The organism is Hyphomicrobiales bacterium, from assembly GCA_039989895.1.
In the GTDB taxonomy this organism is placed as follows: Bacteria; Pseudomonadota; Alphaproteobacteria; order Rhizobiales; family JACESI01; genus JACESI01.
The window spans coordinates 123781-136724 of sequence record JBDXGY010000002.1 but is presented as its reverse complement, the minus strand read 5'-3'; the positions used below and the strand labels follow the sequence as shown (position 1 = coordinate 136724).

At 45.5% G+C, this 12944-nt stretch carries 11 protein-coding genes and 1 pseudogene; 8 read left to right on the top strand and 4 right to left on the bottom strand.

Features of this window, described 5'->3' with window-relative positions; genetic code table 11:
* The first annotated feature begins 5 nt into the window (after positions 1-5).
* A complete protein-coding gene (locus ABJ081_01375) occupies positions 6-2798 on the top strand; it encodes a bifunctional aconitate hydratase 2/2-methylisocitrate dehydratase (GenBank protein MEP6355314.1) in 2793 nt (930 codons plus the stop codon).
* 65 nt (positions 2799-2863) lie between these two features.
* Here the strand turns inward: ABJ081_01375 and ABJ081_01370 are convergent, their stop codons facing one another.
* From ABJ081_01370 to ABJ081_01355, 4 genes are read right to left on the bottom strand one after another with little or no spacing between them, the layout of a single operon-like run.
* Complete coding sequence (locus ABJ081_01370) at positions 2864-3160, bottom strand: hypothetical protein (GenBank protein ID MEP6355313.1); 297 nt, start codon at positions 3158-3160, stop codon at positions 2864-2866.
* A complete protein-coding gene (locus ABJ081_01365; protein MEP6355312.1) occupies positions 3161-3898 on the bottom strand; it encodes an ABC transporter ATP-binding protein in 738 nt (245 codons plus the stop codon). It abuts the gene before it with no gap.
* Positions 3877-4653 (bottom strand): ABC transporter permease, encoded by a 777-nt coding sequence (locus ABJ081_01360; protein MEP6355311.1) that lies wholly within the window; start codon positions 4651-4653, stop codon positions 3877-3879. The genes ABJ081_01365 and ABJ081_01360 overlap by 22 nt, the downstream gene beginning before the upstream one ends.
* 26 nt (positions 4654-4679) lie before the next feature.
* Positions 4680-5690 (bottom strand): ABC transporter substrate-binding protein, encoded by a 1011-nt coding sequence (locus tag ABJ081_01355; GenBank protein ID MEP6355310.1) that lies wholly within the window; start codon positions 5688-5690, stop codon positions 4680-4682.
* Positions 5691-5899: 209 nt separating this feature from the next.
* On the opposite strand from ABJ081_01355, the gene ABJ081_01350 reads away from it, so the two are divergent.
* The 7 genes and pseudogenes from ABJ081_01350 to ABJ081_01320 all read left to right on the top strand — a co-directional run bounded on the left by ABJ081_01350 (position 5900) and on the right by ABJ081_01320 (position 12835).
* Complete coding sequence (locus ABJ081_01350; GenBank protein ID MEP6355309.1) at positions 5900-7093, top strand: hypothetical protein; 1194 nt, start codon at positions 5900-5902, stop codon at positions 7091-7093.
* Between the two features lie 369 nt (positions 7094-7462).
* Positions 7463-8068, top strand: a complete 606-nt coding sequence (locus ABJ081_01345; protein MEP6355308.1) for a hypothetical protein — start codon at positions 7463-7465, stop codon at positions 8066-8068.
* A 33-nt stretch (positions 8069-8101) separates the two neighbouring features.
* On the top strand, positions 8102-8308 hold the full coding sequence (locus tag ABJ081_01340; protein ID MEP6355307.1) for a hypothetical protein: 207 nt from the start codon (positions 8102-8104) through the stop codon (positions 8306-8308).
* A 54-nt stretch (positions 8309-8362) separates the two neighbouring features.
* Positions 8363-8701: a hypothetical protein gene (locus ABJ081_01335; GenBank protein MEP6355306.1), complete on the top strand. Its 339-nt coding sequence runs from the start codon at positions 8363-8365 to the stop codon at positions 8699-8701.
* Between the two features lie 630 nt (positions 8702-9331).
* A complete protein-coding gene (locus tag ABJ081_01330; protein ID MEP6355305.1) occupies positions 9332-10261 on the top strand; it encodes an IS1595 family transposase in 930 nt (309 codons plus the stop codon).
* Positions 10254-11294, top strand: coding sequence for a hypothetical protein (locus ABJ081_01325; protein MEP6355304.1), 1041 nt, complete (start codon positions 10254-10256; stop codon positions 11292-11294). The genes ABJ081_01330 and ABJ081_01325 overlap by 8 nt, the downstream gene beginning before the upstream one ends.
* Before the next feature lie 189 nt (positions 11295-11483).
* A pseudogene (locus tag ABJ081_01320) lies at positions 11484-12835 on the top strand (IS3 family transposase).
* The last annotated feature ends 109 nt before the right edge of the window (positions 12836-12944 follow it).

Here is a 12944-nt window from a genome sequence, read left to right as displayed (position 1 = left end):
AAATCATGAGTTTATACAGCGACTACCTCACCGAAATAGATGACCGTAAAAAGCAAGGGCTAAGCCCAAAACCGATTGACGATGGCGCCTTGGTCTACGAGCTGATCGGGATTATCAAAGATAGCGATCATGAGCATCGCAAAGATGCACTTCATTTTCTGATCTATAACACCCTGCCCGGTACAACCAGTGCCGCTGGTGTCAAAGCTGAGCTTCTCAAAAAGATTATCCTTGGTGATTTTCCAGTAGAAGAAATATCCACCACTTTTGCTTTTGAACTTTTGTCCCATATGAAAGGCGGCCCATCGGTTAAAGTTTTGCTTGATCTCGCTCTAGGGGATGACGCGACAATTGCAAACGCTGCGGCTGACGTTCTGAAAACCCAAGTATTTCTCTATGATGCAGATACCGATCGCTTGAAAGAAGCTTTTGAATCAGGAAACCAGATCGCAAAAGACATTCTGACAAGCTATTCAAATGCCGAGTTTTTCAACAAGCTTCCTGACATTGAGGAAGAGATTGAAGTGGTCACATATATCGCCGCTGAGGGTGATATTTCCACTGACCTTCTTTCTCCGGGCCATCAGGCGCACTCACGTTCAGATCGAGAATTGCACGGCCAGTGCATGATGTCGGAAAAAGCACAAAAAGAAATTGAAGCGCTCAAACTGCAACACCCAAACAAACGGGTAATGCTGATTGCTGAAAAAGGCACAATGGGTGTGGGTTCTTCACGTATGTCCGGCGTGAACAATGTCGCGCTTTGGACTGGCAAACCAGCTAGTCCCTACGTTCCTTTCGTTAACATTGCCCCCGTTGTGGCTGGTACAAATGGTATTTCCCCGATCTTTTTAACCACTGTCGGCGTAACCGGCGGCATTGGTCTTGATTTGAAGAATTGGGTCAAGAAAGTAGATGCTGATGGCAAGACTATATTAAACAATGATGGTCATCCCGTATTGGAGCAAAAGTACGCGGTGGAAACCGGTACAGTTTTAAAAATCAACACCAAAAAGAAGAAACTCTACAATGAAGATGGCTCACAAGAGCACGCAGACCTATCCAATGCTTTCACGCCACAAAAAATAGAATTCATGAAGGCTGGTGGGTCCTATGCGATCGTCTTCGGTAAAAAGCTTCAGACGCTTGCCTGCGAAATTTTAGATGTTGAATTGAAATCTGCTTTCGCCCCATCCAAAGAGATATCGCATGAAGGCCAAGGCCTCACTGCTGTTGAGAAAATTTTCAATAAAAATGCACTGGGAGCAACACCCGGCAAGGTCCTGCATGCAGGGTCCGACACGCGGGTCAAAGTCAATATTGTTGGCTCACAAGACACAACCGGTTTGATGACGTCACAAGAGCTTGAAGCTATGGCTGCAACCGTTCTTTCCCCAACCGTCGATGGGGCTTATCAGTCCGGCTGTCACACTGCCTCAGTGTGGGATTTGAAAGCACAGGCCAATACGCCACGACTTATGGCTTTCATGCATAAATTCGGCTTGATTACGGCTCGTGACCCCAAAAATGTCTATCACTCTATGACAGATGTGATCCACAAAGTATTGAACGATATTACGGTCGATGATTGGGCCGTTATTATTGGTGGTGACAGCCATACAAGAATGTCAAAAGGCGTCGCTTTTGGTGCAGACTCCGGCACAGTGGCGCTCGCACTGGCCACAGGTGAAGCAACCATGCCGATCCCAGAATCCGTCAAAGTCACGTTTAAAGGTGAAATGGCAGATCACATGGATTTCCGTGATGTGGTTCACGCAACCCAAGCGCAAATGCTGGATCAATTCGGTGACAATGTATTCCAAGGCCGCATCATAGAAGTCCATATCGGCACACTATTGGCTGACCAAGCATTCACTTTCACAGATTGGACCGCAGAAATGAAGGCTAAAGCCTCCATCTGCATCTCAGAAGACGAGACACTTATACAATCGCTTGAGATCGCCAAATCGCGAATTCAAGTGATGATCGATAAGGGCATGGACAACGACGTGCGTATGCTCAATGGATTGATCGAGATCGCTGATAAGCGTATTTCTGAAATCCGTTCTGGTGAAAAACCCGCTCTCACTCCAGATGACAACGCAAAATATTTCGCCGAAGTTGTCATTGATCTTGGCCTGATCAACGAACCAATGATCGCCGACCCCGACGTCAATAATGTCGATGTTTCAAAGCGTTATACTCATGATACGATCAGACCTATTTCTTACTACAATGCCGAGAAAAAAATCGATTTAGGATTTGTTGGGTCGTGCATGGTGCATAAGGGTGATATGAAAATTGTCGCCCAGATGTTGCGCAACATTGAAAACGAAAACGGCAAGGTCGATTTTAAGGCACCCTTGGTTCTTACTGCCCCAACCTACAATATTATTGACGAGTTGAAAGAAGAAGGCGACTGGTCTGTTCTGCAAAAATATTCCGGCTTTGAATTCGACGATAATGCGCCAAAACAAGAAGCCCGAACTGAATATGAAAACACCCTTTACCTTGAAAGACCCGGCTGCAACCTATGCATGGGCAATCAGGAAAAAGCTGAAAAAGGGGACACAGTACTCGCCACTTCAACGCGCCTGTTTCAAGGTCGAGTGGTTGCCGATTCTAAAGAGAAAAAAGGTGAATCACTCCTTGCTTCAACGCCCGTCGTTGTGCTGGCAGCAATTCTTGGAAGAACGCCGACAATTGATGAATATAAAACGGCCGTCGATGGCATCAACCTGACCCAATTTGCACCGCCGGTTATAAAGCCTATTGATACAAAATCAGTTCACTTCTAGGCCGTTGAAAGTTTCTAGGCGGTGTTGACCTCAATCAACACCGTCCGTGCAGCTTAGAAGCTGCTCTATGCTCGCACGTAGCGCCAACCGGCAATCTGCATTTCATCAAGCGCAACGATTGCTGCGGGAATTGTTTTTATATAAGGCGGCGCTTTGAGATTTTGGGCGATCAAGCTATTTTCGCAAAGCAGTAAAGCGCCATCCGTTTCCTGATCTGGCACGTCAACAACAGTTCTTGCTGCTGGCCCATTGGCCACAATGACAATCTCACCATCTGGATTCAACTTACGATAATTGCGGTAGTTGGATCGCGCACGTTTCAATGCGCCCTCAGTTGGAGCGTGGATAATTAAACCGGTCATTTAGGACTCTAAAAATTCGATTAAGCGATAGCCTTCGTCGCGTAATATGATATCGCGCCGATCACGCGGCCGTGGCACTGAGACCACTGTCTCCTCAACAATACCGGCTGGTTGTCCACCCAGCACAATCACACGGTCAGCCAGATACAGCGCCTCATCAATGTCATGCGTGATAAATATAACAGCAGCTTTTGTTTGCCGCCAAATCAGTGCCAGTTCAGTTTGCAAGCTATGGCGTGTGAGAGCATCTACTGCGCTGAAAGGTTCATCCATAAGTAAAACAGCAGGTTTTACCGCTAGAGCGCGCGCAATGCCAACACGTTGGGCTTGCCCACCAGAGAGCTGATGAGGCCAACGATCCGCATAATCGTTGAGTTGGGTAAGCGTCAAGACTTCTTCAATACGAGACGCCTTTTCTTCAGGGCTGATGGTCAAGCCTTCCAACCCGTAGGCTATATTATTATACACATTGCGCCATGGCATCAGGCGACCGTCTTGAAAAACGAGCGAGCGTCGGCGCTCCCCAGGCACTTTTTCTGCATTCACTGAGATATTGCCTGCAGTCTGTTCTAAAAGTCCGGCTATAACCCGCACCAATGTCGATTTACCGACACCTGAACCACCGACCAAAGCGACGAACTCATTTGGTTGCACTTCGAGTGACACGTCTTTCAGCGTCCAATTATCCGCTCCGGGATAATGTACACCAAGGTTTTCTATTGTGATGATGGGCGCCAACGCAAAATCCAGTTCTCAATAGCAGCAAAAATCATATCGGATACGGCATAGACGGCCGAGATTGCCAACATATAAACCACAACGGCCTCATAAGCACCGACGCCTGCTGCAGAATTCATTTCTTGTCCCATGCCAGGCACACCCAAAAGTTCTGCGGCGATCAATGTCATCCAAGCTTGCCCAACCCCTGTACGTGCACCACTTAACACCCCCGGCGCTGCGGCTGGAAAAGTTACCTTAAACGTACGATTTAAATATCCATCTCGGCCAAAAGCCTTAGCCAATTCATAGTAGCGCGGATCAACGTTTCGCACCCCACTGTAGGTTGCAAAATAATTTACCCAGAACACACCAATGGCAATAACAAACGCGGCACCAGCATGACTTACCTGAAACCAGGCGATTGCAAAGACGACCCAAGCGAGCGGTGGAATTGGTCGTAGAATACGCGCTAAATAAACATGAAGCTCATCCAAAAATCGCGTTGTTGCCGCGCCTGCGCCAACAATAATGCCAAGAAATGTACCAAGTCCTAGTCCCCAGAAGTAATGGATGAGGCTTGATCCGATAGCTGGGAAAAATCGGCCCGATGCGATCTCATCCCTCATGGCGCTCGGCACTAAAAACGGGTCCGGCATAGTCCCACGCCGAAACCATTCAAAGGAGTGCGAGGCTTTCCATAGGCCAATGAAAAGCACTAAGCCCAAAAGGCCAAGCCCAATCTTTCTAATATTGAAAGATTTTAGACGATCCAAAGATATGCCCCCGATTAGACGTCGTCTTATTTAATAGCCTCATAAAAAGACAGATCAAACAAGGCATCTATATCGACTTTAGCTTTCAAAGTACCAATTTCCTCTTGGAAATCGTGCATCGTGCGGGTGCCATCCAAGATAAAATTAGGGTCAGCGACGAAATTGTCTTTTGAGCCTGCGATCGCTTTTTTGATCAATTCTTCGGATAGGCGACCGCCGCCAACATATTTCTGTACCGCTTTCACAGTCGATGCATCTTCATTATTCAGCATTTGGGTCGATTTTTTATGAGAAGCAACAAGCGTTTTTACCAAATCTGGCTTGTCGTTGATCAGCCCTTCGCGCACAGCAAGGATTGCACCAGGTTGACGTGGAAAGAGTTCCGCCCCCCGCGCCACAACTTTTGCATCACTGTTTTTCGATGTGACGATTGTAACAGCTGGCTCGAGAATAGCGGCACCATCCACTGCTCCAGTCAAAAGAGCCTGTTGAACTTGTGCGGCACCTTGATAAATGATGTCGATCTCATTTGGATCAATGCCCAACTGCTTACGTAGCCAGTATTGCAGAACAGTTTCCGGCACAGAGCCAACAGGGAAAGTTGTGATAACCGGTTTTCTACCCGTATCAGCTTTGAACCGTGCAAAAGCGGTTTTATGATCGCCATTTTCAAAATACGGAGCAAGCTTTCCAAGCGTAACGATGCTGATCTGCTCTACAATCGAAGACGCAACGACTTTGATATCCGCACCCTTCCCTCTCGCTACCATGGCAGGGCCAATACCGAAATGAGCAACATCAAGCTGACCACCCAGTATTGCTTGAACCATTGCTGGCCCATTTTGAAATTGGACAAGCTTCAGTTCAACATCGAGCTCATCCAGAAACCCTTGATCCAAGCCAACAAATAACTGCGAGACCGGCAAGATCGGCATATATCCAATCTCAAGCGTATCTTTTGCGTAAACTTGACTAGAAATTGTTGCTGCGAGCAGAACAATCAGGACGCGAAAGCGTGAGAAAAATGAACCTAACATCGAAAAATCCTTCTATTTTTATAGCACAGTAACACGATTTTAGATAAATGTAACATGCATGCGCTCGGCGAAACACAGCGTTTTTTCTAAGCTTGCAATCGGATGAAGAAATAATTTTCACCTCATTGCCACCTGACACGCATCTGAGTGTTGTTGACATTTTATCGACACCATCGGAACTTAGTATTCTATGTTTCAGAGAGGGTATTATGCTTTTTTCAAAAAAAATCCGAGGACATGTGCTGCCAGTGGTCGTTACTGCCCTTGGTTTGGCAGGCTTTACATTTTCACCGCAAGAAGTATCGGCACAAAAAGTTGAATTTCAGATTGGCGCTTCTTCAGGGGCTGCAAAACGTAGTCTTGTTGCTAATGGATATGATCAGATTGAGATTTATCATCAGGGTTTTAAGTCTATAAAAGCGCGCGCTTGTAAGAGTGGCAAACGTTTTGATGTTAAGCTTGGTGCGCGCGGAAATTTAAAATCAGCACGACCGATTGGTAAATGTCGTTCAACTTTGTCAGGCAAAGCGATTGGGCAACGGTTATCTAAATTAGGTTTAGAGCGTTTTTCCCTTGATGAGCAGAATGGATATTATGTTGCCGTTGGTTGCTTGAAAGGTGAACGTGTTCGATTGGTCGTCAATCAATTTGGTGAAGTTGAACGACGGCGTGGGTTTGGACAATGCGATCGCATTTTTGAACCAAGTGATATTCGTCCACTTTTGAATAAGGCAGGCTACAACAGGGTCATATTCAAAGATCGGCAATTGCCTTGGTATGCGGCGCACGCTTGCAAGAATGGCCAGCGGGTCGAACTTCTTCTTACTCGTTTTGGCGAGATAAAGCGACAAAGGAAGATTGGTCAATGCGCACAGCCCCTCAATCCGGCGCATATCGAAGCACATCTCAAAAATAGCGGATATAATGGTATTTATGTCTTTGACCGGAAGCTGCCCGGGTATCGCGCGGAAGCCTGCCAAAACAATCGACGCTTCGAGGTTGTTTTAAACCGGTTTGGCGAATTGAAAGGGCGCAATCCTTTAGGCCCTTGTGCTGTATCCTTGTCTGAAAAAGATGTCACAAAACATCTGCACAAAGAAGGTTTTAAACGCATTCGCATTGTGAGGGCAGGAAAAACCGCCAGTTATAAATTTAATGTAGATGCTTGCCTGAATGGTCGTCAGCATGAACTATCGCTTTCTCAATACGGTGATGTTTTGAATGATGTTGATCGCGGACTATGTCGGTCACATCCTGTTGCAGACATTAAAAAACGCCTTGAAAAAAGAGGCGTACGCGGTGTCAGCTTCTTTGCTGATGGATGCTATCGCGGAACGAAGTTTCGCTTTCAGTTTGATGAATATGGCGATCGTATAAATCGTAAGAAAATAGGCAAGTGCTAATAGTCTGCTCATGCTATTAAACGACGATAGTACATCAGCCATAACGGGCTTGCTGACTTCAGGTATAATTAAGTCTGCGTTATTGTCATTCGAGAGGAGTATTGCAACTCCATATCGAATGTTGGCTTTCGGAAAATTGAGGTCGAACAAGCAAGTTTAAAATGAGCTTCATTTTTTCGTCTTTAGGATTTTTTTTCGCCACCTATTAAATGAGTCTCAATGGCGAAATCAGGAAGAACTTCGCTGCGCCTTTCGGGATTTTCTAAAACTGTTTGCACCCTTCTTCTCTAATAAATCGCGTGGTGATAGGCTTTATTGATCTCCCGCATAGCCAATGTTACGAATTAAACTATTAATTAGGGGGACGCGATGTCATTTGATCAACCGACTTTATTGATTGGTTCTATCACAATCATTCTCGGGATATTTTCATTATTAAATTCCTTTGTGGTGGCCTTCATAAGAAGAAGAATTGATCGCCATTCGCGCGTTGCTGATTTATACAACGAATACTATTCAGCCGATAATTATCGAAGGGTCGTATTACCGATAACAAGAATTGCGCTGAAATGGCGTTACTTACCCAAGAAAAAACGCGAAGAGTACAGGAAGGCTATCAGGCGCGGCTGGCTGATCGATGAGACAGACCCTACGCAGCTTTTAAAGACATTCGTGAGTCCAGCTGAATTAAATCTTGAACCGACCAAAGCACATTTTCATGAAACCCATTCAAGTAGTGCATATACCGAACATGAAGCACTCACCGTCTTTCTATACTTCTGGACAAGATTATACGAAATGACCCGCTCAGATTTGATTGATGAGAAAAAAGCGAAACGCTTATTGAAGCGGTCGTATGGTTATACTCAAGAATTTGTCCAAGAATTCCGTGAAGACATCAAAAGCCATGCCGAAAAAGGGCAAGAGCCCGTCTGGGTACATGCAACGATAGAATTAGAGCGGCTTTTTGATTAAAGCCATCTCGCTACCTATGAAACTGGACACTCATTGAACGAAGAAAAGAGAAGTAGCTCAGTAACATTTATAGTTCTCGTGTTGTTGACCATCGGATGGTTGATCGCACTTGGTTATTTCACGTTCAAGATAGTGCCGAACGGGCATGAACCATTTTTGGATCGCTTCCTAGCTGAATTAGACGCCAATGAATTAGGTGACTATCTTGCTGGTGCTTTTGCGCCCCTAGCTTTTATTTAGCTCGCGGGTGCCGTTCTTATTCAATCTAAGGAGCTTCAGGCACAACGTGATGAATTGCGTGCGACTAAAGAAATATACATTCAAGAGATTGAACTGATAAAGGCTCAATCGGAGGATATGAAAGCCAATACTGAACTTATTCGACTACAGGTAAGTGCTAACGAAAGATCTACAAAAAGAGCGGATGATCAAGCACATGAGGAAGACTTTAAGAGAGCGATCGATCTTTTTGCGGCTTGGTTAAAAGAAAACTGCCCTCATGAAGTTTCATGGACACCAGAAGGTTCAAATTCCTACGTGCGTCGAAATTTTGGGAAATGGGGTGATGACGGCATGTCTTGCGTTGCTAAATTCACGAAGATGGTCAAATATATCTTGCAGAAAAACCTGTAAAATGGACGTCGGCATCACTTTTCAGAAGTGAGGACGCGTTAATACTCAATAACCATTTGAAGCGGGTTCTGTCATATGATGAGTCAGGTTTCTTGGATAAAGATTTAATTTCATGGCTGAGGATGGCTGAGGAGATTAACGAAGAGGTCCGCGCTGAAATGTATTGATCATAGAATACCATTTTCGCATAAAATCTCACTATTAAACACGCAGCAACTGCCGCGTAGCTTTGCTGCTTGGCATGATTTTCTAAAATTGATTCACTGGATCAATTTTTCGGCTATCTCTCCGAAAATCATGGCCCCCGCCGGAATCGAAAGTTTTTCATAGTGCTTTGAATTTATGTAATTTTCTTAATTCGATTTTGGAAAGAACCAACAAAAAGACCAACAAATTTGGTTTTCAACAAATTACCATGAAAACAAGTTACTAAGCCATCAAACCTAATATTAGCAGACACAACCAACCAGTTTAAAATACTAATTATTTGAAACATAATACCGAAAGACGCTCCATTGTGTGCTTGGTGACATTATTGGAATATAATAAATTAGGGGGATACATACTTAACTAGCCAAAAATAACTTGAAATGTTTGGCTAGTTATCTTACATTAGTGTTGTAAGGAGCAATACTAATGACTGACACCCTATCTAAGTTTGAGTTTTTCCAAAAATTCCCCAATGAGGAATCAGCGCGTCATTACTTTGAAGGTAAACGTTGGGGTGGTGAGGCTGTTTGCGGTCATTGCGGTTCTACAGATGTATCAGAGTGTAAAGACCACAAGCCTATGGCTTATCGCTGCAAATCGTGCCGCAAGCATTTTAGCGTTCGTACTGGCACTGTATTGGCTGAAAGCCGCCTTCCACTTCAAAAGTGGTTGCTAGCCATTTTCATGCTTACAAGCGCTCGCAAGGGTATCCCTAGCACTCAAATGGCCCGCGAACTTGGTATTACTCAAAAATCAGCTTGGTTCCTCGCTCAGCGCATCCGTGAAACTTGGATGAAGAGCGGTTCTGACAACGATATGGATGGTCACGTCCAAGTGGATGAAACATACATTGGCGGGAAAGAAGCTAATAAGCATTCATCTAATAAATTGAGAGCGGGCCGTGGTGCTGTTGGTAAAACGGCGGTTGTTGGTATGCGCGATCAAACTGGCAACGTCTATGCATTGCCAATCAATAATACCAAAGCATCGGCTTTGCAGGGCTTTGTGATGCAACACGCACCATCGGGCGCAACGGTTGTGACTGATAACTTTCCAGCTTACCGTGGCCTTTCAAACCGTGGCTATAAGCACATCACCATCAATCATTCTGTTGGTGAGTATGTAAAAGAAATGGCGCATACAAACGGTATCGAAAGCTTCTGGTCACTGCTTAAGCGCGGTTACATCGGCATCTATCACTTTATGAGTGCAAAGCACTTACACCGCTACGTGAATGAATTTTCATTCCGCCACAACACTTCGAATTTTGGAACAATGGATTTTATTGGCGCAACCATTGCTCGAATGGGAGGCCAGCGCCTCACATATAAGGAACTAATAAATGGATAAGAAAAAGGGCATGATTGCGCCAATCGACGGAACATTTGATGATGTAGTTGGGTCCATCGCCCCCAAAGAAGAAGGAAAGGAAATCACTATTTTAGATAGAAAAATCAATAGACTAGCTAGAGTTCGAGGCAAAAAGGAAATCACCAAAGAACAAGGTGTTTTAGACTTAGGTATTGACAAAGAAAGAGATGTAGAGGGCATCGGAATGGGCGTGCTCTCAGATGGTACTCCCTACCTCAATCAACGAGGCCTTGCCGCTCTTTGTGGCGTTCAAAACGCGCACATAGGCACAATTAGTAGCCAATGGACTGACGAAGTCCAGAAGCCTCGGATAACAACCATTAAGGGTATTTTGAGTGAGGGCGGAGTTGAACTAGATCTCCCGCATATAGAGGTGGCCCACAAAGGGATTACTCATTTTTGTTACCCCGCAGAAGCTTCTCTCGCAATACTTGAATATTATGCACTTGATGCTGGCAACAATATAAGACCTGAAGCTCGTAAAAATTTCCGACTTCTCGCGGGTTCCAAACTTCGAGAGTTAATTTACAGTCAAGTTGGATATGACCAGACGGGTTCTATAGAAGAGCCGCTTCGTAAGTGGCACGAACGTATCGAGCTAAACCATAAAAGCGCTCCGAATGGTTATTTTAGTATTTTCAATGAGGCTCATACTGTACTTTATGAACTAATCATGGCGGGAGCTGATATAGGCGAAAAAATGGTGCCTGATATTTCTATAGGTCAACATTGGGCGAAGCATTGGGACGCTAATGATTTCAACACTAGGTTCGGTGATAGAGAAAAATTTCCCCACCGCTATCCAAAAGACCACCCGCAAGCTAGATCCAACCCTCAGATAGCAAACTGTTATCCACTTGATGCATTGGGTGAATATCGCCGTTGGCTTCAGGAAACTTATTTAGATGGCGGGAAGTTCAAAAACTATTTGAAAGGTAAGAAAGAAATTCCACCGTCAGTGGCCCAGCTCGCGATAGAAAGATTATCGCCAACATTAATAGATAGGAGCTGACCTATCCTTCTGTTCCCTGTCATGGGCGGCTCAATGCCGCCCAATTTCAACATAAAAGGCTAATGGCTAGCTAAATATATAGCCCCCATAAATTAATTTAAATTGTCTGACGTCAGCGCCTATGGGTCCAAATAGGGTAAATTGCTAAGAGAGTGTTCTTGGCTCATCGTAACCACTGAGGAGTGGAAGATGAGACAAACAACTGGAACACGTAAAAGCCCTGGCGAAAAGATAGTCAAAGACATCAAACGTGCGACGCGCAAGCATTATTCGTCCGAAGAGAAGATCAGGTTTGTTTTGGACGGGTTGCGTGGCGAAGACAGCATAGCTGAGCTTTGTCGACGTGAGGGCATCTCTCAGGGCATCTACTACAAATGGTCCAAGGATTTCATGGAAGCTGGCAAACGGCGGCTTGCCGGTGATACAGTGCGTGCAGCCACGACGGACGAGGTCAAAGACTTGCGCCGTGAAGCGCATGATCTGAAGGAAGTTGTGGCCGAGCAGACGCTGGAATTGCGCCTTCTCAAAAAAAGCATGACAGGGGATGGGGGCGACCACGAATGAGGTACGCTGCATCTGAAAAGCTGGAGATCATCGATCTGGTCGAAGGGTCACATCTGTCAACGCGTCAGACACTGGCCAAGCTGGGCATTCCCCGCACCACATTCTACCGTTGGTATGATCGGTATCTGCAACGTGGTGAGGCTGGATTGCAAGATCAATCCCCCAAACCAAAACACGTGTGGAACCGTATCCCAGACGAGGTGCGTGCGAAGGTCGTCACACTTGCATTAAAGGAAGCAGAGTTATCACCACGGGAGCTTGCGGTGACATTCACAGACTGAGAGCGCTATTTTGTATCAGAAGCTTCTGTGTATCGGATACTTAAGGCCCATGATCTGATCACCAGCCCAGCCTTCATCGTGATAAAAGCCGCCAGCGAGTTCAAAGACAAGACCACAGCTATCAATCAACTTTGGCAGACGGACTTCACCTATCTCAAAGTGCTTGGCTGGGGTTGGTTTTATCTCAGCACGATCTTGGATGACTACAGCCGCTACATCATCTCGTGGAAACTCTGCACAAACATGAGAACCCAAGACGTGACGGACACATTGGACTTGGCTTTAGATGCATCAGGATGCGATCAAGTCCACGTCGTTCACAAACCTCGCCTCCTCAGTGACAACGGTTCTAGCTACGTCTCGGGGGAATTAGCTGAATGGCTGCAGGACAAAGGCATGAAACACTCTCGAGGTGCGCCGTATCATCCTCAAACCCAAGGCAAAATCGAACGGTGGCACCAAACCTTGAAGAACCGCATACTGCTAGAAAATTACTTCCTGCCCGGCGATCTCGAAGCCCAGATCGAAGCCTTCATCGACCATTACAACCATCAGCGTTATCACGAGAGCCTGAACAACGTCACACCCGCCGACGTCTACTTCGGACGGGACAAAGACATTCTACAACAACGCGAAAGGATCAAACGGAAAACGATCGAACAGCGGCGCTTGCATCACAGACAATATGCCGCATAATGAAACCAACAAGATGAGCCGAACTCTCTCTTAGTTTAGGCAGACCTTGGTTCCAAAAACCCTGACGACGGACAGTGAGGCTTGTAAAATTTAGAGTTATTTTTAAATG